The sequence below is a fragment of the Ekhidna sp. genome, assembly GCF_965221965.1.
Classification (GTDB): domain Bacteria; phylum Bacteroidota; class Bacteroidia; order Cytophagales; family Cyclobacteriaceae; genus Ekhidna.
Genome location: NZ_OZ244926.1, coordinates 2448845 through 2469522 on the forward strand (window position 1 = coordinate 2448845; position 20678 = coordinate 2469522).

14 protein-coding genes are annotated in these 20678 nt (G+C 41.8%); 11 read left to right on the forward strand and 3 right to left on the reverse strand.

All coding sequences use genetic code 11. The features are described 5' to 3' along the window. The first annotated feature begins 9 nt into the window (after window positions 1-9). From ACOQON_RS11650 to ACOQON_RS11690, 9 genes are all read left to right on the forward strand, one after another. Window positions 10-2343, forward strand: coding sequence for an FtsX-like permease family protein (locus ACOQON_RS11650; RefSeq protein ID WP_420575588.1), 2334 nt, complete (start codon window positions 10-12; stop codon window positions 2341-2343). Window positions 2344-2453: 110 nt separating this feature from the next. After that, window positions 2454-4886, forward strand: a complete 2433-nt coding sequence (locus tag ACOQON_RS11655) for an ABC transporter permease (protein ID WP_420575589.1) — start codon at window positions 2454-2456, stop codon at window positions 4884-4886. A gap of 141 nt (window positions 4887-5027) precedes the next feature. After that, the gene (dnaE, locus tag ACOQON_RS11660) at window positions 5028-9260 is read left to right on the forward strand and encodes a DNA polymerase III subunit alpha (protein WP_420575590.1); all 4233 of its coding nucleotides are present in this window, start codon (window positions 5028-5030) and stop codon (window positions 9258-9260) included. A gap of 199 nt (window positions 9261-9459) precedes the next feature. Further along, on the forward strand, window positions 9460-9783 hold the full coding sequence (trxA, locus tag ACOQON_RS11665) for a thioredoxin (protein ID WP_420575591.1): 324 nt from the start codon (window positions 9460-9462) through the stop codon (window positions 9781-9783). 69 nt (window positions 9784-9852) lie between these two features. Next, on the forward strand, window positions 9853-10218 hold the full coding sequence (locus ACOQON_RS11670) for a VOC family protein (protein ID WP_420575592.1): 366 nt from the start codon (window positions 9853-9855) through the stop codon (window positions 10216-10218). Further along, window positions 10215-10952 carry a sulfotransferase family protein gene (locus ACOQON_RS11675; RefSeq protein WP_420575593.1) on the forward strand — a complete coding sequence of 246 codons (738 nt, stop codon included), beginning with the start codon at window positions 10215-10217 and terminating at the stop codon, window positions 10950-10952. The genes ACOQON_RS11670 and ACOQON_RS11675 overlap by 4 nt, the downstream gene beginning before the upstream one ends. Window positions 10953-10980: 28 nt before the next feature. Continuing rightward, window positions 10981-11880, forward strand: a complete 900-nt coding sequence (locus tag ACOQON_RS11680) for an aminotransferase class IV (protein WP_420575594.1) — start codon at window positions 10981-10983, stop codon at window positions 11878-11880. Between the two features lie 122 nt (window positions 11881-12002). Beyond that, window positions 12003-12794, forward strand: a complete 792-nt coding sequence (locus tag ACOQON_RS11685) for a hypothetical protein (protein ID WP_420575595.1) — start codon at window positions 12003-12005, stop codon at window positions 12792-12794. A gap of 27 nt (window positions 12795-12821) precedes the next feature. Beyond that, window positions 12822-13757 carry a restriction endonuclease gene (locus ACOQON_RS11690; protein ID WP_420575596.1) on the forward strand — a complete coding sequence of 312 codons (936 nt, stop codon included), beginning with the start codon at window positions 12822-12824 and terminating at the stop codon, window positions 13755-13757. An 87-nt stretch (window positions 13758-13844) separates the two neighbouring features. Here ACOQON_RS11690 and ACOQON_RS11695 read toward each other — a convergent pair whose 3' ends face one another. After that, on the reverse strand, window positions 13845-14603 hold the full coding sequence (locus ACOQON_RS11695; RefSeq protein WP_420575597.1) for an MBL fold metallo-hydrolase: 759 nt from the start codon (window positions 14601-14603) through the stop codon (window positions 13845-13847). A 99-nt stretch (window positions 14604-14702) separates the two neighbouring features. Further along, window positions 14703-15134 (reverse strand): peptidylprolyl isomerase, encoded by a 432-nt coding sequence (locus ACOQON_RS11700; protein ID WP_420575598.1) that lies wholly within the window; start codon window positions 15132-15134, stop codon window positions 14703-14705. 108 nt (window positions 15135-15242) lie between these two features. On the opposite strand from ACOQON_RS11700, the gene ACOQON_RS11705 reads away from it, so the two are divergent. Then, a complete protein-coding gene (locus tag ACOQON_RS11705; protein WP_420575599.1) occupies window positions 15243-17624 on the forward strand; it encodes an ABC transporter permease in 2382 nt (793 codons plus the stop codon). A 51-nt stretch (window positions 17625-17675) separates the two neighbouring features. On the opposite strand, the gene ACOQON_RS11710 is transcribed toward ACOQON_RS11705, so the two are convergent. After that, on the reverse strand, window positions 17676-19838 hold the full coding sequence (locus ACOQON_RS11710) for a glutamine synthetase III (protein ID WP_420575600.1): 2163 nt from the start codon (window positions 19836-19838) through the stop codon (window positions 17676-17678). 139 nt (window positions 19839-19977) lie between these two features. Between ACOQON_RS11710 and ACOQON_RS11715 the strand changes: the two genes are divergently transcribed. Beyond that, on the forward strand, window positions 19978-20676 hold the full coding sequence (locus ACOQON_RS11715) for a 16S rRNA (uracil(1498)-N(3))-methyltransferase (protein ID WP_420575601.1): 699 nt from the start codon (window positions 19978-19980) through the stop codon (window positions 20674-20676). Window positions 20677-20678: the final 2 nt, after the last annotated feature.

Here is a 20678-nt window from a genome sequence, read left to right on the forward strand (position 1 = left end):
TGCTTTTTGATGATCTCTCTCTATGTTGTGGATGAGCTCAGCTATGACAACTTCCACACGGATGCCGAACGGATTTACCGGATGGATTTCAGTGGAAACATCAATGGGTCGGAGTTCATAACGGCGCTCGCCAGCGCACCAGCAGCCGAAACGATGGTGGCAGAATTTCCGGAAGTAGAAGATGCAGTAAGGCTAAGAGGCACAGGTAACTGGATCATTAAAAGAAAGAACACAGAAGATGCCTATAACGAGGACAAGGTAATCTTTGCCGATAAAAACTTCTTTACATTTTGGGATTTCGACCTTACAACTGGCAATGCGGAAACGTGTCTGGAACGCCCCAACACCCTTGTAATTAGTAAATCTCTAGCAACTAAAGTTTTCGGAGATGAAGACCCGGTCGGTCAGATCATTGTATTGGACAACAATGACGACTGGGAAGTTACGGGGGTTTACGAGGATATGCCTGAAAATTCACACTTCAGCTATGAAATGCTACTTTCCATGGAAAGCAGAGAAGAGGCAAAATCCAAGATGTGGATGAGTTTCAATTTTAACACGTATCTGAAACTTCAGGAGGGATACGATCCTGCTTTATTAGAAACGAAATTTCCGGATTTAATTGAAAAATACATTGGCCCTGAAATTCAGAATTTCATGGGGGCTTCTCTGGAAGAGTTTTACGAAGCAGGAAACGATGCTGGCTTTTACCTATTCCCTTTGTTAGACATTCACCTCTACTCTGATAAGTTGGGAGAACTTGCTGTGAATGGCGACATCAAATATGTATTGATCTTTACCGCCATCGCTCTGTTCATCCTCATCCTGGCATGCATCAATTTCATGAACCTTTCCACTGCCCGATCCGCTGGAAGAGCCAAAGAAGTTGGTGTGAGAAAAGTAATGGGAGCGTATAAAAGCCAATTGAGGAAACAATTTTTAACAGAGGCTTTTTTGATCACATTTATATCGATAGTCATTGCATATAGTCTATCATTCCTGCTACTTGGTCAGTTCAACACTTTAGCAGATAAAGAGATGGCTTTCAATGGCCTCCTATCCCCTGCCTTCATACTTATTATGACCGGTGTGCTAATCGTCGTGGGGTTTCTGGCTGGAAGTTACCCGGCATTCTTTCTTTCCCGTTTCAGACCGGTTGAAGTTTTAAAAGGCAAGCTCAACCTGGGACTTAAAGGTGGTGGACTTAGAAGTACATTAGTTGTGTTGCAATTCTGTGTAAGCATCATCATGATTATTGGCACAGCCATTGTCTATCAACAGCTTTCCTACATTCAGAATAAAAAGCTTGGATACAGTAAAGATCATATCTTAATGATCCACGACCCATGGTTGATGGGAGATAAAGCTGAATCATACAAAAACGAAGCTTTGCAATTTTCCAATATCCTGACTGGTACAATGTCTAGTTTCTTGCCTGTGAATACTGCAGATAACAATAATGCTTGGTTTCCTGGCTCTAATTCTACGAAGAGCGAAACATATGTATTTCATGAATACCGGGTAGACCATGACTATATGGAAACGCTGGGTATTGAAATGAAAACCGGAAGAAGCTTTTCAAAAGACTTTCCGAGTGATAGCTTGGCGGTAGTTATTAATGAAGCAGCCATGCATCGAATTGGATGGTCTGAAGAGGAAGCCATTGGGAAAACTCTATCCACATTTGACGGCTTCCAGGATAGTATTTATACCGTTTCGTATAAGGTCATTGGAGTTGTGAAAGATTTCAACTTCACCTCTCTCAAAGAGAAGATAGAACCACTCATATTTGAACTCGGGAGAAGTCGTGGATTCGTGTCCTTCAAAATTTCAAGTGAAGACATTCCTGCAACAATCAACTACTTGGAAGATAAATGGAATGAGTTTGCTCCTAGTCAACCATTTGCTTATAGCTTCCTTGACGATCGTTTTAATGAGATGTATGAGAATGAGCAAAAACTCGGAAAAATTTTCGGTGTATTTGCCTTCCTGGCCATTTTTATAGCTTGTTTAGGTCTTTATGGATTGGCTGCTTTTACAGCAGAGCAACGAAGAAAAGAAATAGGTGTCAGAAAAGTATTGGGAGCATCCATTGCAAGCATCATCACTTTGTTATCAAAAGAGTTTTTGAAGCTTGTCGGAATTGCTTTTTTAATTGCTGCTCCAATTGCTTACTACTTTATGAGTGAGTGGCTTCAGGATTTTGAGAACAGAACCAATATCAATCTTATGGTTTTCATATTGGCTGGAGTAGTGGCTCTGGTGATTGCATGGGTCACCATGAGCTTCCAGTCATGGAATGCGGCACGGGTCAACCCTGCCAGATCATTAAAGGACGAATAAGTTCACCTACTCTACTATAAGGCCTGTCCGCCAACTGGCGGATAGGCTTTTTTACCGAAAGCAACCATCTGTCTCAAAAGGCATCATTAACACAACTAACACCTACTACTATGCTCAAAAACTATTTCAACGTTGCACTAAGAAATCTCTTAAAGCATAAATTCTATTCATTACTCAACGTAATTGGATTATCCATCGGCCTAGCCTGTTTCATGCTCATTTCACTTTTTGTAAAAGATGAATTGAGCTATGACACACACTTCGAAGGGGCTGAAAGAATCTATCGGGTAGATTTTGGTGCAACCCTTAACGGATCAGACCATATCTCAGCACAAGTCGGGGCTCCCACTGCACTCGCATTAAAAACAGACTACCCTGAGGTAGAAGATGCTGTGCGATTTAGAGAAACTGGAAATTGGTTTGTGAAACGAAAAGGTCAGACAGAAACTTTTAAGGAGGAGCATGTCTTAATGGCTGATTCAAACTTGTTCAAATTTTTCTCTTTGGACCTGGTATATGGAGATGTTGAAACGGCATTAAACAGACCAAATACATTAGTCATTGATCTCACCACTTCAAAAAAGATTTTTGGTGACATCAATCCCATTGGAGAGGTATTGGTGCTTGATAATCAAACGGACTATGAAGTAACAGGTGTTTATCAGGACATTCCAAAAAACACTCACTTTCATCACAACATGATGCTATCGATGAGCACGTTTGACTGGGCGAATAATCAAAACTGGCTAAGCACTAATTTCAATACTTATGTAAAGATGAAAGAAGGCACACCCGGAGAAGTACTTGAAGCTAAGTTTCCCGGTATGATCCAAACGTATTGTGCGCCATTAATTGAGCAGTTTCTCAACATGAACATGGAGGAATTCAGAAATAGTGGAAATGCAGTGGGTTTTTCACTTTTTCCAATGACTGACATTCACCTGAACTCCAATAAAGAAGGCGATTTGGAGGCGAATGGCGATCTTAAATATGTATTTATCTTCTCCGCTGTTGGTCTTTTTATATTGATTCTGGCTTGTATCAACTTCATGAATCTGGCTACAGCAAGATCAGCTAACAGGGCCAAAGAAGTAGGGGTACGGAAAGCGATGGGTGCCAGAAAAAAACAACTCATCAATCAGTTTGTATCCGAAGCTTTATTGATTTCTGTTTTGGCCTTCCTTATTGCGTTTCTAATTTCATTTTTAGCTATCCCCTCTTTCAATACATTAGCCTCTAAAGAACTAAGTTTCTTAAGTCTTCTTGACGGTTCATTCGTTTTGTTTATGCTGGGCGTTATGATTCTGGTAGGGCTACTAGCCGGAAGTTATCCCGCATTCTACATGTCCATGTTCAGGCCTGTAGAGGTGCTGAAGGGGACGATTAGACATGGAATGAAAAGTGGACCCATTCGTAGCGCACTCGTTATTTTTCAATTTGCCATTTCCATTATCATGATCATTGGAACAGCCATTGTTTTTGATCAGTTGTCCTTCATTCAAAACAAAAAACTGGGATACGAAAAAGATCAAATTCTGATGGTCAATGACGCATGGATCCTACGTGATCAGGTAAATGCTTACAAGGACGAAGCTTCACGAAATGCGAATGTGATCAGTAGCACAATCGCCAGCTTCACCCCTATGGGTAACACCAACAACTCAGACCTGTACTTTAAAAATGCCAGTGCGGCTTCTGATGAAAGCCTGGTGATCAGCATAGCTGTAGTGGACCATGATTTTGCAAATACGATGGGAATTGAAATCAAAGAAGGTAGGTATTTCTCAGAAGATTTTGCCAGTGACTCCACTGCGGTACTAATCAACGAGACAGCTGCCAGAAATTTCGGCTATGATGAACCTGTGGGATCAATGATTTACAACTATGGTGGCTCCAATGACAATCCGGTGGTAGACGGATATAAGATCATCGGGGTAGTGAGTGACTTCCACTTTAAATCACTTCGCAGTAACATCGAACCATTAGTTATGCACCTGGGACAAAATGCCGGGTTTGGGTTGTTTAAAATCCAAATGGAGAATGCCGATGAAACGATTGATTACCTGGAAGCCACCTGGGATAAGTTTGCTCCCGGACAGCCATTTGAATATCAATTCATGAATCAGCAATTCAATGCAATGTATGAGTCTGAAAACAAAGTAGGTAAAATTTTTACTGTGTTTGCCGTGCTTACCATATTCATTGCATGTCTGGGTTTGTTTGGTCTGGCGGCCTTTACCGCTGAGCAAAAGACCAAAGAAATCGGCATCCGAAAAACACTAGGAGCATCCATTCCAAGCATTGTCAATTTGTTATCCAAAAACTTCCTCAAATTGATTGTGGTGGCATTAGTGATTGCTATCCCGATTGCCTCGCTCGCGATGAGTTATTGGCTCGAAGCTTTCGCTTATCGAACAAATCTCAAGCCTTCAACATATATCATTTCCGGACTGATTGCGATAGCAATAGCCTGGGTGACAATAAGTTTTCAATCATGGAAAGCGGCACGGGTGAACCCTGCTAAGTCATTAAAGGATGAATAAATATTGTTTAATGTAATTAGTCAATAGCTAAACATCAATCCACATATCCACAAGTTATCAACAGCCTCGATTCTTCGGGGCTTTTTTTATTCGCTATCGGTTGGCTTTGTGTTATTTTGAAAAGGAATATAAGCCACCCCTATGTACCTCATATTTGACACTGAAACCACCGGACTACCTCATAATAAAACCGCACCTGTAGAGGACCTGGACAATTGGCCTAGATTGGTTCAAATTGCCTGGCAGCTTCATGATAATTCGGGAAAATTACTCTCGGTAGGCAACCACATCATTAAGCCGGAAGGTTTTACCATTCCTTTCAATGCAGAGAAAATCCACGGTATTTCTACCAAACGTGCCATCGAAGTGGGTGAAGACCTGTCTGAAGTGCTGGATAAGTTCTCAAAAGATGTGGAGCGTGCTGAGGTACTTGTCGGTCATAACATTGAGTTCGATAACAAAATCATTGGTGCTGAATACCTCCGAACGGAGAAAGAAAACCTGCTTTCTGATGCCAAAAATATAGATACGGCAGAAGACACCAAGGAATTTTGCCAGCTACAGGGAGGACCCGGAGGGCGCCTCAAGTCTCCTCGACTTATAGAGCTCTACGAAAAATTATTCGGTGCGCCATTCGCAGATGCCCATGATGCCGCTTATGATGTAGATGCAACTGCAAAAGCATTTTTTGAATGCCTGAGGCGTTCCATTATTCCCACGATCGATGAAACTGATCCGAATGATATCAGTTATGAAAGTCCGGATTTGGATGATGCCAATTTTGCCACTAAGAGAGAAAAGTCTTCAGGTAAAATCGGAACTGAGGAAGTAAAAGCTGAGGATATTAAAGGTGCTTTTTGTCACCTTCATGGTCACTCCCAATTTTCCGTTTTGCAAGCAACCCCGGATGTTGGGGCAATCATAGCTAAAGCGAAATCCTATGATATGCCAGCTGTGGCAATGACCGATCTTGGAAATATGTTTGGCGCATTCAAGTTTGTAAAAGCAGCAAAAGGAGCTGGCATTAAACCTATCATCGGATGTGAATTTTATGTAGCTGAGGAGCGGCTCAAGCTACAGTTCACCAAAGACAACCCCGATAAACGATTCAAACAGCTTCTATTAGCAAAGTCCAAAAAAGGGTATGAAAACCTGATTAAACTTAGCTCCATTGCCTACAAGGAGGGTAACTATGGACTCTACCCGAGAATTGATAAAGCGTTGATCGAGGAATACAAAGAGGACCTCATCGCACTCAGTGGTAGTCTGGGTGGCGAAATCCCACATTTAGTACTGAATGTGGGCGAAACGCAGGCAGAAGAAGCGGTGCTCTACTGGAAAAATTTGTTTGGTGAAGATTTTTATCTTGAAATCAACCGGCACGGATTGGAGGAAGAAAATAGGCTGAATGAAATCCTGGTAGATTTTTCTCAAAAGCATGGGATTAAGCTAATAGCTGCTAATGAATATTTCTACCTGGATAAAGAAGATGCAAAAGCCCATGATGTGCTGATTTGCATTAAGGAGAATGAAAAGCAGAGTACTCCTATCGGGAGAGGTCGGGGTTTCCGTCCCGGTCTACCAAACGACAACTACTATTTCAAGACCCAGCAGGAGATGAAAGAATCCTTCGGAGACATTCCGGAGGCCATTGAAAACATATCAGAGCTGGTAGACAAAATAGAAGAGTACAGCCTGGAGCGAGATGTATTACTTCCTGCATTTGGCATACCTGAAGAGTTCATAGATTCTGAAGATGAAAAAGATGGAGGAAAACGAGGGGAAAATGCCTACCTCAGACATCTTACTTATCAGGGTGCAGAAAAACGATATGAAGAGATCACCGATGAGATTCGGGAACGTATAGATTTCGAGCTGGAAACAATAGCCAACACCGGCTATCCGGGTTACTTCCTTATTGTACAGGATTTCACGGCAAAAGCCAGGGAGATGGGTGTTGCTGTGGGACCAGGACGAGGTTCTGCAGCCGGATCAGTGGTCGCCTATTGCATTGGCATCACCAATGTAGATCCGATTGCGTATGATCTCCTTTTTGAGCGTTTTCTGAATCCGGATCGGGTATCCCTCCCCGATATTGATATTGACTTTGATAATGAAGGTCGGGAAAAAGTGATCAAATACGTCATCGATAAATACGGATTTGATCAGGTAGCACAGATCATCACGTACGGCACCATGGCTCCAAAATCGGCAATTCGTGATGCGGGTAGAGTGATGGAGCTGTCATTACCCGAAACAGATGCAATCGCCAAGTTGGTGCCGGAGCGGCCGGGAACGAAATTCTCCAAGGTATTTGAAGAGGTGAAGGAGCTCGAAGATCTACGAAAAGGCAAAGACCTCCCCTCTCAGGTGCTCAATCAAGCTGTGGTATTGGAGGGCTCTCTTCGAAATACGGGTATCCATGCATGCGGTGTAATCATTACCCCTGCAGATATGAGCAATTATGTTCCTCTGGCTAAATCCAAAGATTCGGAACTACTTGTCACCCAGTTTGACAACAGTGTGGTTGAATCAGCTGGAATGCTGAAGATGGACTTCCTGGGTTTAAAAACCCTGTCTATTATTAAAACTGCAGTTGAGAATGTGGAGAAGCGGCATGGAATTAAAATCGATATTGATAAGATTCCACTGGATGATCAGAAGACGTATGAGCTGTACCAACGTGGCGAAACCAATGGTACTTTCCAGTTTGAATCCCCCGGTATGCAGAAGCATTTGCGAGCTTTGAAACCGGATAAGTTTGAGGATCTCATAGCCATGAACGCCCTGTATCGCCCAGGCCCGATGGAATACATTCCAAACTTCATTGCCAGGAAGCACGGGAAAGAAAAAATCAGCTATGATATCCCTGAGATGGAGGAATATCTTGCTGAGACTTATGGCATTACCGTTTACCAGGAGCAGGTGATGCTTCTTTCTCAATCGCTTGCAGGCTTCACCAAAGGCGAGGCGGATGTTTTACGTAAGGCGATGGGTAAGAAAAAACGAGATGTGCTGGATGAAATGAAGCCTAAGTTCATCGAGCAGGCAAAAGCCAAAGGTCATCCGGAAGATAAGCTGGAAAAAGTTTGGACCGACTGGGAAGCATTTGCAGCCTACGCCTTCAATAAATCTCACAGTACCTGCTACTCAGTGGTAGCCTACCACACCGGCTACCTTAAAGCCAACTACCCGGCAGAATACATGGCTTCCGTGCTTACACATAATCAAAACAGTATTGATAAAGTGAGCTTCTTTATGGAAGAGTGTAAGAACCGGAACATTCCTGTACTAGGTCCACACGTAAATGAATCACAATCTGACTTTGCTGTGAATGTCGAGGGAGAGATTCGATTTGGAATGGGTGCGATTAAAGGAACCGGTGAATCTGCTGTTCAGGCGATCATCGAAGAAAGAGATGAAAAAGGACCTTTCGCAGATATCTTCGATTTTGCAAAGCGTGTCAACCTGAGGACGGTTAACAAAAAATCGTTCGAGAGTCTGGCAAAAGCGGGAGGTTTTGACTGTTTTGAGGAGTTTCACCGACGGCAGTATGTGGAGCCAGATGAAGAAGGCTCTTCGCTGATAGAAAAAGCAATCCGATATGCGAATCGCATGCAGGAAGAAGAGGCCAGCAATCAATCCTCCTTGTTTGGTGGCGCTACCGGTACTGACATTGCCAAACCTAAAGTGGGCCGCATTGAACCATATGGAGATATAGAAAAGCTGAATATTGAGAAAGAAATGGTCGGACTTTATATCTCCGGCCACCCGCTGAATCAATTCAAGTTTGAAATGGATCATCTGACCAACGCCGGCATTCACCAGCTCTCAGAACCCGAGAAACTGCAGGGAAGAGAAATCAGAATTGGCGGAGTGGTGAGTGATGTGCAGCACAGAACCTCGAAAAAAGGGAATCCTTTTGGACAGTTTACGCTGGAGGATTTCAATGACAATTATACCTTCTATCTATTTGGTCAGGATTACCTCAAATTCAAACCGATGCTCGAGAAAGGATGGTTTTTATACCTGACAGGTAATATCCAAAATAGATGGAACAGTGAGGAGTTGGAGTTTAAAATCCAAAACATCGAACACCTGAGTGAAATCCGTGAAAAGATGACCAGAGGACTGGAAATTAAGATGAGACTGGAGGATGTAAACGCCATCATTGTAGATGAAGTGGAACGAATTGCAGAACAGCATCCGGGTAAGTCGCTATTGAAAATGTCGCTTGTTGGCGTATATGAGGAGCGAGCGATAAACCTGGAAATGCTTAGCAGAAAGTATACGATTGAGCCATCAGACGAGTTAATCAAAGAATTGGAGGGAATTGAAGAACTACGTTATCGAGTTTTATTGCAAAAAAATTAACCTTTTAACCACAGAGGGCACGAAGAAGTCACAGAGATCATAGAGTTCAAACTCACTGCTTCCTCCGCGATTAATCTCAGTTATCTTGGTGGTTAAATGTCAAATACCTAACAAACATCTGTTTTATCAAAAGAGAATAAACTATTCAAATTACTTTTGTGTTCGATTCACAAGTAGACAAAATATCAACATAAAGACAATGGCAAAAGCAGTAGAAATTACGGATAGCAACTTTGAAGAAATTATCAATTCAGATCAGCCGGTGTTGGTTGACTTCTGGGCAGAGTGGTGCGGTCCATGTAAAATGATTGGCCCTGTAGTGGAAGAGCTCGCAGGAGATTTCGAAGGTAAGGCTGTAATCGGCAAAGTAGACGTGGATGCAAATCCCGAAGTATCTGCTAAGTTCGGTATCCGTTCGATCCCTACCCTACTCGTTTTCAAAAACGGTGAGATCGTAGACAAACAAATCGGTGCTGTACCAAAAAATGTACTTAGTGATAAGCTAACAGCTCAAATGGCATAAGTCAATTCGAAAAAAATCTTTTTAGCCCTATTCATAAATTGGATAGGGCTTTTTTATGATCTTTATCGGATGAAGCTCTTTTCTCATTCATCCATCATCCTACCCGTTAACGACATTAAACAAACCGCTGAATATTATCGGGACACGCTCGGTTTCTCCATCGAGTTTCTCTGGGAAGATCCTCCCTCCTACGCTGTTTTGAAACGGGATGATGCAGTAGGGATTCACCTCACCAAATCAGATACCCCTATTGAGAAAACGCGACTCCCTCGGCTATATATTTTCGTTCATGATACTGATGCTGTTTACAATGAGTACGTGAAATCCGGAGCTAAAATTTATGAGCCAATCAACGACACAGATTATAAAATGAGAGAATTTGTGATCGAAGACTTGAATGGGTATAAGATTGTAATCGGAAAAGGTATTCAATGATCATCAACCTCATCTCCGGCCCCAGAAACATTTCCACTGCGTTGATGTATTCATTTGCTCAACATTCAAAAATCAAAGTAGTGGATGAGCCCTTCTACGCACATTACTTAATCCATACCGGGCTTGATCATCCGGGAAGGGAGGAAACGATCCAAAACATGTCAGCAAATGCTGATCAAATTCTAAATGAGATTAATGCATTGGAAAATGAATACGAGATTGTTTTTCTAAAGAACATGGCACATCATCATGAGGGGCTGGATTGGGGTTATCTGCTCCAAATGAAAACCGTTTTACTCATTCGCGATCCAAGACAACTCATAGCATCATTCGCACAGGTGATCACCCAGCCTACCCTCCAGGACATTGGCTTGAAACACGAGGCTGATTTGTTGGATTATCTTGTTGAAAATGGACAAACCCCAATAGTAATCGACTCAAACGATATCCTGAAAGAACCAAAAAAAGGGTTAAGCCAGCTTTGTCAGGAATTAGGGATCAAATTTGAAGAGGGCATGCTTTCATGGGAAAAAGGTGCCATTCCGGAGGATGGTGTGTGGGCAAAATATTGGTATAAGAATGTGCACAATTCGAGTGGTTTTGCCAAACAAAAAACCAGTGAAAGGCCTTTGCCTCAGCAGTGCGAAGAACTTTATAAAGAATCACTACAGTACTATAAGAAACTACAAAAGTTTGGAGAAGATTCGGGCTCAAGGCCGGAAATGACCCTTTAACTTTAAGTCCTTCAAAACAAAAAAAGCAATGCTACAGAAATTCAATCCTAAAAATAAAAACATCCAGATATGGGTTGGTGATAAACTCTACCCGAGAGAAGAAGCGAAGGTTTCCGTCTTTGACTCCTCTGTGCAGGGAGGCGATACCGTATGGGAGGGTTTGCGCGTATATAAACACGGCATCCTACATCTGGAAAAGCACCTCGACCGTATGTACGAGTCAGCTAAGGCACTTGCTTTTGATCACGTACCCGAGCGAGCTTTTGTGAAAAAGGCGATTAAAAAAACCCTGGAAGCTAATAAAATGGATGAAGATGTACATATCCGTCTCACCCTGAGTCGCGGGGAGAAAGTCACTTCCGGGATGGATCCTCGCCTGAATCAAAAGGGCAGCTGCCTGATCGTTTTGGCAGAGTGGAAACCACTGGTCTATGACAATGAATCCGGTATTCGGGTAATCACTTCCACGCAACGTAGAAATAGTCCGCAGTTTCTGGACTCCAAAATCCATCACAGCAACTTGCTAAATAACATTTTGGCGAAGATACAAGCCAATGTTGCCGGCGTAGATGCCGCTATTATGCTGGACGACCGGGGATTTGTCTCTGAATTGAATGACACCAACTTGTTCATGGTAAAAGAGGGGATCATTTATACCCCATATGCGAACGCTTGCCTGCATGGCATCACACGGGGACACGTGATTGATCTGGCGTATGCTAACGGCATTCCGTGTCATGAAAAAGACCTGAGCCTGGTCGAGTTTTACAATGCGGATGAAGTATTTGCCACTGGCACCATGGGCGAACTCACCCCTGTAGTGGAAATTGAAGGTCGAAAAATCGAAAGCCTGACCGGTTCTGATATGAGAGAGCAGCTATCCATCTTTATGTTTGACGGTTTGGCTGATCATTGTGTGAAATTGTGATTAAATTTAATGGCACTACATTAAGTAGAACAAAACAAATAACCCATGACATAAGGTGGATATAGTGCATAAAAGTGCACTATATCTGGATGTTACCGCCAACACTTTCACATCGCAATCTCATGAACCTCGAAATTGACAAGGAATATCAGGCTCACCACGTTTTCGAACAACTTAAAAGATACTCTGACTTTTATTCCAGCTTGTCATTCTCAACTATGGGTTTCGTTACTATGGGAACAACAGGAATTGTTAACATGGACACATACGTATTTTCTTCAATGCAAGGAACTCTCGAATCAATTCGGTCGATTCTATTGCTTGGACGAATCAATGATTCATATGCGCTCCTTAGGAAATTTTATGACTCAACAGTAATCAACGTTTACACCAACATCTACCTTAAGCAGGAGTTCAGCCTTGATTCATTTGTAGTAGAACAGATTGAGAACTGGAGAAAAGGAACAGAAAAAATGCCACGATTTGGTCAAATTTCGAAATATATTGGCAACTCACCTGAACTTAAATCGGTAACTGAACTCGTTAACAAACAAGGTAACTATGAAAAAATCCGAGATAGATGTAACGATCATACTCACTATAATTTTTATCACAATATTTTAATCAACGATAACGAGATTCCACTTCCTGAACGAACAAAATTCTTAGATCGATTTTCTACGGATCTAAGGGATATTTTAATCCAACACCTTGCTTATTTGTTTTATTTGAACGCTCACTATATGACATCAAGTGATTATATGGATCACAAGGATCTTGGGCTTGAACCTCCTGAGAACTCTGAATATTTTGTAGCTCCATTCATCCAAAACATTATGAACGATGTAGTTAGAAAGAATCGACCAGATATTTATGAACTGTTGAAGAAGAATACAGAAATGGAACTCGATTAAACGACCGTTAGCAAGCCAATACTGCTTATGAGCATTAAGAAATCTCCAATTGACGAACTCTTCCATGAACTCTATGGATATTATCCGAACAAAGCTGGACAAGCGTATGAACTCCTTGTTGCAGCAGCATTTAAGATCGTAACTGGTCAAGAACTGAAGTACGACCAGCGCTTACGGGGTGAGTATAGTGATACAAGTTACCAGGTAGACGGATTGAACGTTGATGAACAAAAGGTTATAGAAGCAAAGGACTACACAATTGACAAAAGAAAAGTTGGAAGGCCTGATTTACAGAAGCTTCAAGGTGCATTGACTGATTTAGACATTTCAGGAGGAATTTTCGCCTCTGCCACTGACTATACCAAACCTGCAAAAAAGTACTCCGAAAGTAGTACCGTCAACCCGCTTCATAAGGAGATTGCTCTATATAATATTCGTCCTTCCACTGAACTTGATGAGAAAGGTCGAATTAAAACTTTCATAATTAACATGACTATGATAGTACCAGAGTTTGCTCAAGGTGAATTCAATTATGCTTGGACTTCAGAAGCAATCCAAAAGTTCCAAGAAAAAGATCTTTTGAACAAGGAAATTACGATGAAGCTAGATCGTTTTTACAATTCTGATGGATCGATCAAGTGTCTAATGTCTGATTTTTCAAGAGAGAACCAACCAATTCATCAGAATATGGACGATGATTTTGGTATCGGATGTTGGGTTCTAACTGATCACTTTATTAAGTACGATGGAGAATTATTCGGCATCAAAGGTATCGAATACAAAATTCCTTATGGTCGCTCAACTACAACCTTCACAATTGAGGGAGACGGCAAACCTAAAATCCTTATTAAATCAGAAGATGGAAAGGTCGACAAACTTCTGACTGACGAGCAATTTAGAAATCTAACTCTTAAAGATGGAAAAGTTGAACAAACTGGCAGTAACAAACACTATCATTCATAAGCTTACTGAGCTATTTGCAAAGGCTCATGGAACAAGATACTTTTAGAGATATTTAAAAAGTCCCAGCTTACAGATGATAGTTGGTCGTCACTCCCCATACCAGTTCCTCAATCGCACCTCTACCTCAGGGCTTTTAGCATTCACCTGTGATTGAAAGTATGCTACATCGCTCAATCCTCCTTTTCCACGATAGTGATACGGGTAGACCATTTTTGGCTGAAACTCATTTACAGCACTAGCCGCCTGATCTACATCCATTGTGTAGGGTAAGTTCATGCAAAGAAAAGCCACATCGATGTTTTCCAGGTTTCGCATTTCTGGGATGTCCTCTGTATCGCCGGAAATATAAATACGTTTTCCCCCAATCGTTAAGACATAACCATTTCCTCTCCCCTTCGGATGTCTTGAGTCTGTCGTATCTGGTAAGTTGTACATCGGAATTGCGAGAATTTCCATGTCTTCAAAAATGATCGACTGGCCATTTTCCAATGCAGCCGTTCTCCTTTTCATTTCATCTGGTAACTTATCCTTTACAGCCTGAGGAGCAATAAACTGCGCTCTTTTCGTATCCAGTGCATCCAGCGTTTCCTGGTTTAAATGATCACCATGAATATCTGTAATCAGGATCAATGTAGGATCTTCCAGTCCCTCAAATCGCTCGGCTCCACCGTAAGGATCTACGTAAATCGTTTGATCGTTCCATGACAGTACCAACGTCCCATGGATAATTGGCTGGATAGTCAGATCTCCATCACTTGTAGGAATTCGATCCGGAGCAGGTCTGCCTTGTGCCAAGGCACAAAGTGAAACGGCAAAAAAAGTGAGAATGGTAAGTGTCTTTTTCATTGTGTTCTGGTTTGATAGAAGAACACCATGAAGTTAAAGTTGTTTGAAGACAAACAAAAAAGGCTCACAATCGTGAGCCTCTGTTTTTACTATTTCGGATTAGTTTATAACTACCTTCTCCATCACATCATCTTCCTTAATCTGATCGATTACATCCAGTCCTTCAACCACCTTTCCAAAAACGGTGTGATTTCGATCCAGATGCGCTGTATTATCCCGGTTGTGACAAATGAAGAATTGTGAACCACCGGTATTTCTTCCGGCGTGAGCCATGGAAAGTACACCTCTGTCGTGATATTGATTGTCCCCATCCAGTTCACAATCAATTTGATAACCAGGTCCTCCGGTTCCATCACCTTTCGGACACCCTCCCTGAATTACAAAATTTGGGATAACACGATGAAAAGTCAGTCCATCGTAATACCCATCATTTGCCAGGTCGATGAAGTTTTTTACGGTATTCGGAGCGTCTTCCTCGAAGAACTCAATTTTCATGACCCCTCTTTTGGTATGTATTTCTGCAGTTTTCATATCAGCTGCAAAAGTAAAGTATCTGTTAAAAAGTCTTAATTATGGCAAGCGGTGAAACTATCTATTGGAATCTGAGTATCATACTATTGTCACAAAACTCAAAAACCCATGCTCAAGAACTACTTTCTGGTGGCTATTCGTCACCTCAAACGCCAGCCCGGCTATGCGCTTCTTAATATTTTAGGACTAACCATCGGAATTGCTTCTGCATTACTGATTGTTTTATACCTAAACCAGGAAACAAGCTATGACAAGCACCATCCCAATGCGGAAAATATTTATCGGATTTCATCAGACATCACCGAGCCGGACAATGCTTTTCGATGGGCTGTAACTCAACCTCCCCTTGGTAAAACAGTCAATGATGAATTCCAGGAGATCACGCAATTCACCCGCTTCGCAGGAGGTGGAAATACGCGTTTTCGGTTTGACGACCGTAACTACGAAGCAGAAAATTGGTATCTGGTCGACTCTACCGTATTTGATGTTTTCAAAGTTGATTTCATTCAGGGAGATCCTGAAACTGCTCTTGCAGCACCAAACAGCATCGTGCTAAGCAAAACACTGGCAGAAAGGGTTTTTAAAGGAGAAAACGCCATGGGACAGCTACTGGAGACCGAACGATTTTCATACAAGGTTACAGGTGTATACGAAGACATGCCTATTACCTCACATATGCGACCAGACGCTCTGTCCTCCTTTAGTACAAACGAGCAATATGCCAACTCACAAAGCTGGGGTGGTTTTGGTCTTTACACCTATGTCGTTCTAAATGATGGAGTCGATCCGGCTTATGTTGAACAGCGGCTGAATGAGGAGATTATCCCAAAATATGTAGCAACAGTTTTTGACCAATTCGACATTAAAGTCAAGTACGAAGTAATCAATATTCAGGATATTCACCTCTATTCGGACTTTGAAGGAGAGCCCTCAGCTCTGGGGAACATCGACTATATCTACATCTTCCTTGCGGTGGCAATTTTTCTTGTCCTTATTGCCTGCATCAACTATATGAATTTGGCAACTGCCCGATCCATGCGCAGGTCATTAGAGGTCGGAATAAGGAAAGTGATGGGAGCAGTGCGTGGGGCATTGATTCGTCAGTTTATTGTGGAGTCGATTCTGATTGCGTTGGTCTCTATGTTCATCAGCATTTTGCTTTTGCTAATTGCTGTTCCTGTGATCAATGATCAATTGGGCACTTCGTTGCTCTTGAGTGACTTGGTGTCGAATGAGATCATCCTTACTTTGATTGGAATTTTATTATTTACAGGTCTGATCAGTGGATCTTACCCTGCTTTTTATCTTTCCGGATTCAGTCCAATTAAAGCGATCAAAGGTGGATCTGGAAGTAAGCGAACAGGCAATGTTTGGCTAAGACGTGTTTTGGTCGGAATTCAATTTTCCATCTCCATTTTCATGCTGATTGGCACACTGGTTATCTATCAGCAAATGCAGTATGTTAGAAACGCGGATTTAGGTTTTGACAAAGATCAGGTAGTCAATTTCACTCTGAATAGAAATTCTAGTGAGCGATGGGAAACCCTAAGAACGGAGTTACTTAAAAACCCCAATATCGCCAATGCGTCCACCTCCATGGTAGTGCCTGGAAATGGGTTCGGGAAAAACGTAATGTCAGTAGAAACCAATGACGGTGTTATGGAAACCTATGGCGTGGATTGGTTCGGAGTTGATTATGATTATGTGGATGTGCTAGGTATTGAAATGGTCGCCGGACGAAATTTTTCCCGTGAGTTTACTAGCGATACCGCTACTGCTGTACTTGTGAATGAATCAATGGTTGAGCGTATGGGATGGGACAATCCGATCGGAAAGCGATTTCAATTTGATCAGGATAGTACAGTATTTCATAAAGTTATAGGTGTGATGAAAGACTTCCATCACCGATCGCTTTATAACCCGATTGAATCTTTCATGATCTTTCCAAACCTAAATAACCGCCAGGCAATGGTGAAAATAAGTGGTAACATTGATGAGGGGCTGAATCACATTGAAGGGACCTGGGAACGACTATTCCCAAACATGCCTTTCGAGTATCAATTCCTGGATCAGAATTTTATGCAAGATTACGAAAGCGACCAGTTAAGAGGTCAATTGTTCTTGGGCTTTGCTTTAATGATGATCATCATTTCCGGATTAGGTTTGCTCGGACTGGCTTCATTCACCGCAGAGCAACGAACCAAGGAAATCAGTGTGCGGAAAGTACTTGGTGCTGATGTCAAAGGATTGGTTATGCTCCTGGTTAAGGATTTTATCTGGCTGGTGTTAGTGGGTGCCTTACCAGCATTCATTATTGGGTATGAAATCATGAATAATTGGCTTGGGGATTTCGAATATCATACAGAGATCAACTTGATGCTTTTCGTCGTTGTGTTACTTATTGTAACCGTCTTTGTCATGCTCACAACTGGTTTTCAGGCTTACAAAGCAGCCACGGTAAATCCCTCAGAAAATCTGAAATATGAATAATAAAAAAAGTCCCGGTGATTGGCCGGGACTTTAATTACTAACCTTGGATAATTACCGCAAAAACAACAATTCTCTATATTTAGGCAGTGGCCAGTCTTCATCGTCCACTAACAATTCTAACTTATCCACTGCATATCTAAGGGGTTCAAAATATTTACCCTTTACACTATCACAGTATTCTATGGCCATCTCACGGATATCCTCAATCTTATTGACTCGTTTCCGTTCCTCTGTCATCTCATGAGAAAGTCTTTTCACGTTGTTGATATGTGTTGAAACCTGTTCGATGGTTTTTTTGATTTCGGTCGCATCTAATCCCAGATCTTTCAACCCTTTCGCATTCTCTATCAACTTCGTCTGGTATTTTGTCGCAGTAGGAATAATCATGTTGCTAGCGATATCCGCCATCATTCTGGATTCAATCTGCACTTTCATGATGTAGTTTTCCAATCTGATCTCATGACGAGCCTCGATTTCAACTTTGTTCATCACTTTATGCTTCTCATAAAGTTTAATAGCCTTGTCCGTCACGGAAAAATCGAGTGCCCTTGGGGTTTCTCTTTCATTCGATAGTTTGCGTTTTAGTGCTTCCTTGACCCACTCTTCAGAGTATCCATCTCCTTCAAATCGAATCGGCTTGGATTCTTTAATATACTCTCGAAGCACATCAATAATGGCAAGACGTTTCTCTCTTCCTCCATCAATCAGCTTATTTACCTTTTTGTAAAAATCGGTAAGCTGCTCAGCCATGATTGTATTTAACACCATCATTGGATCTGAAACGTTTGCATCAGAACCTACCGCACGGAACTCAAACTTGTTTCCTGTAAAGGCAAAGGGAGATGTTCTGTTTCTATCCGTATTATCAAGAATAATGGATGGAATCTGGTCTATACCTAGCTTCATATAGAGGTTTTCTCCTTTCTCCACCAAGATGTCTCCCGACTTTTCCAGCTTGTCCAGCACCTTTGTCAAGGTAGAGCCGATGAAAACTGAAATGATGGCCGGAGGTGCTTCATTTGCACCCAGTCGATAATCATTTCCTGCAGAAGCGATGCTTGACCTGAGCAAGTCTGCATATTCATGCACCGCTTTAATGGTGGTAACAAAAAAAGTTAAGAACAACAGGTTATCCTTCGCACTCGAGCTTGGCTGAAAAAGATTAACCCCTGTGTCTGTTACCAATGACCAGTTATTATGCTTACCACTGCCATTCAGTTCAGCAAAAGGCTTTTCATGAAACAAGACACGTAAATCATGCTTGTTAGCTACCTTTTCCATTACGTCTTTCAAAAGCTGATTTTGGTCAGTAGCTTCATTTACATGGCCATACATAGGTGCAGCTTCATATTGAGCCGGTGCAACTTCATTGTGCCTGGTCATTAATGGGATACCCAGCTTATGCGCTTCGATCTCATAATCTTTCATGAAATCGTAAATTCTCGTTGGGATTGATCCAAAGTAGTGATCATCCAGTTGCTGTCCCCGAGCTGGATTGTGACCGTACAAAGTGCGACCACCCATAACCAAATCTGGACGGGCATTATAAAGTGCTTTATCCACCACAAAATATTCCTGTTCCCATCCTAATGAAGCATTTACTTTAGATACATTCCGATCGAACATTCTGCACACTTTTACAGCAGCCTTATCCACAGCTTCTAAGGCTTTTAAAAGTGGAGCTTTGTGATCCAACGCCTCTCCTGTATAAGCAACAAAGATGGTCGGGATACAAAGTGTCTTTCCGTAGATGAAAATTGGAGAGGATGGGTCCCATGCTGTATAACCCCTTGCTTCAAAGGTGCTTCTTATCCCACCGTTCGGGAAAGACGAAGCGTCAGGCTCTTGCTGTACCAATGCTTCAGCTTTGAAATTCTCAATTCCCTTACTCGGATCAAAGAAAGAATCATGCTTTTCAGCTGTCGCACCAGTAAGAGGCTGAAACCAGTGCGTATAGTGTGTAACACCTCGTTCCAGTGCCCAGTTTTTCACTGCTGCCGCTACAGCATCAGCCGTTTCGATATCAATTTTTTTGCGATTTTTTATACAGTCTGTCACTCGACTATACACTTCAGGCGATAGGGTCGTCTGCATTTGAGCCTTTGTAAAGGCCATTTCTCCAAAATAATCAGAGATGCGTTTCGAAGGAGCTTTTACATCTACCTTCTTTCTGGTTTGCACTAAATTGAGTGCTTGGTGTCGTAAAATTGCCATGGTTTATATTTTCAGGTATCAATTTTGATGCTCAAAAGTAAGTGATTTTTGCAAAAAGATAATCTTGTCGTTCATTTTTGCACCAAAAAATGATCAATTTTCATAAAAATTGATTCAAAAGGAATAAATTTTAACTCATATGACCATTTTTTACGAAAAAGGTATAAAAAAAGGTGTCAATAGGCTTTCAGAAGATGAATCCAAGCATTGTGCTCAGGTATTAAGGCATCAGGTCGGTGATGAAATTTTAATCTTCGATGGAAATGGAGCTAAACATCATGCGGTTCTGACAAGCATTTCTAAAAAGGCGTGTGAGTTTGAAATAACCTCGACTGAGGAATCTCCAGGAAAGAACTTCAGTATTCACCTTGCTATTGCGCCTACCAAAAATATGGACCGAATGGAGTGGCTCATTGAAAAGCTCTGTGAGATAGGTGCTGATGAGGTGACTTTTATCCAGACTAAACATAGCGAGCGGAAAAAACTCAGAATGGATCGATTAGAGAAAAAAGCCATTAGTGCAATGAAGCAATCAGGTAATCCCTTTTTATTGAGGCTCAATGAACTAACCGATTTCAAAACATTCATCAATGGTTGCCAAAATGAATGTAAGTTGATTGCACACGTTGATAAGTCACATAACTATATTCAAGATCATCTAACAAAAAATAGCTCAGTAGCCATGCTTATCGGTCCGGAAGGGGATTTTTCAAAAGATGAGGTGACGGCAGCAACACAATCAGGTTTTAAGCCGGTATCTCTTGGTCACAATACCTTGAGAACAGAAACAGCAGGCTTTGTGGCCTGCTGCATCGTTAATTTCGTGAATCAGTTTTGACT

Excerpts from the sequence above, each read along its gene's own strand:
- ACOQON_RS11710 (WP_420575600.1), bottom strand. The coding sequence starts at position 19,838 with ATGGCAATTTTACGACACCAAGCACTCAATTTAGTGCAAACCAGAAAG.
- ACOQON_RS11685 (WP_420575595.1), top strand. The coding sequence starts at position 12,003 with ATGAACCTCGAAATTGACAAGGAATATCAGGCTCACCACGTTTTCGAA.
- ACOQON_RS11675 (WP_420575593.1), top strand. The coding sequence starts at position 10,215 with ATGATCATCAACCTCATCTCCGGCCCCAGAAACATTTCCACTGCGTTG.
- ACOQON_RS11670 (WP_420575592.1), top strand. The coding sequence starts at position 9,853 with ATGAAGCTCTTTTCTCATTCATCCATCATCCTACCCGTTAACGACATT.
- trxA (WP_420575591.1), top strand. The coding sequence starts at position 9,460 with ATGGCAAAAGCAGTAGAAATTACGGATAGCAACTTTGAAGAAATTATC.
- ACOQON_RS11655 (WP_420575589.1), top strand. The coding sequence starts at position 2,454 with ATGCTCAAAAACTATTTCAACGTTGCACTAAGAAATCTCTTAAAGCAT.
- dnaE (WP_420575590.1), top strand. The coding sequence starts at position 5,028 with ATGTACCTCATATTTGACACTGAAACCACCGGACTACCTCATAATAAA.
- ACOQON_RS11690 (WP_420575596.1), top strand. The coding sequence starts at position 12,822 with ATGAGCATTAAGAAATCTCCAATTGACGAACTCTTCCATGAACTCTAT.
- ACOQON_RS11715 (WP_420575601.1), top strand. The coding sequence starts at position 19,978 with ATGACCATTTTTTACGAAAAAGGTATAAAAAAAGGTGTCAATAGGCTT.
- ACOQON_RS11680 (WP_420575594.1), top strand. The coding sequence starts at position 10,981 with ATGCTACAGAAATTCAATCCTAAAAATAAAAACATCCAGATATGGGTT.
- ACOQON_RS11650 (WP_420575588.1), top strand. The coding sequence starts at position 10 with ATGATCTCTCTCTATGTTGTGGATGAGCTCAGCTATGACAACTTCCAC.
- ACOQON_RS11700 (WP_420575598.1), bottom strand. The coding sequence starts at position 15,134 with ATGAAAACTGCAGAAATACATACCAAAAGAGGGGTCATGAAAATTGAG.
- ACOQON_RS11705 (WP_420575599.1), top strand. The coding sequence starts at position 15,243 with ATGCTCAAGAACTACTTTCTGGTGGCTATTCGTCACCTCAAACGCCAG.
- ACOQON_RS11695 (WP_420575597.1), bottom strand. The coding sequence starts at position 14,603 with ATGAAAAAGACACTTACCATTCTCACTTTTTTTGCCGTTTCACTTTGT.